The organism is Vibrio sp. 10N.222.49.C9 (assembly GCF_041474985.1).
Classification (GTDB): domain Bacteria; phylum Pseudomonadota; class Gammaproteobacteria; order Enterobacterales; family Vibrionaceae; genus Vibrio; species Vibrio crassostreae_C.
In genome coordinates this window covers 1-355 of record NZ_JBFRVD010000157.1, presented here as the reverse complement: position 1 = coordinate 355, position 355 = coordinate 1, and the positions used below count along the sequence as shown (strand labels likewise).

The 355-nt window shown below is 46.5% G+C and carries 1 pseudogene; it reads left to right on the top strand.

The window, feature by feature from the left end:
• Nucleotides 1-124 precede the first annotated feature (124 nt).
• Nucleotides 125-355: pseudogene (locus AB4585_RS22505) on the top strand (transporter); the annotation flags it as partial.

The following is a 355-nucleotide window of genomic DNA, read 5'->3' as shown; positions in this document are numbered from 1 at the left end:
GCAAATCTGTGAAACCGGTCATATGCGACAAAAAACCTGCGGGCTGAATGGTAAAATATGGACCGCCATTTCAATAATATTTGCCAGTTAAATCGCTATTGGTCGTTATTAATTCAGGAGCCCTATGGAACTGCTAGATCTCACCATAGTACTTGCGTACTTCGTTTTCGTTATCTTTGCTGCGTTAGTATTTAAGCGCTTTGCATAAACCTCTTCGGGTTTTATACGCGGTGGGGGAGCGATGATGTGGTGGATGGCCGGTGCAACCGCCTTTATGACGCAGTTTTCCGCATGGACATTTACCGGAGCCGCAGCCAAAGCATACGAAGATGGACTAACGGTGCTGTTCCTGTTC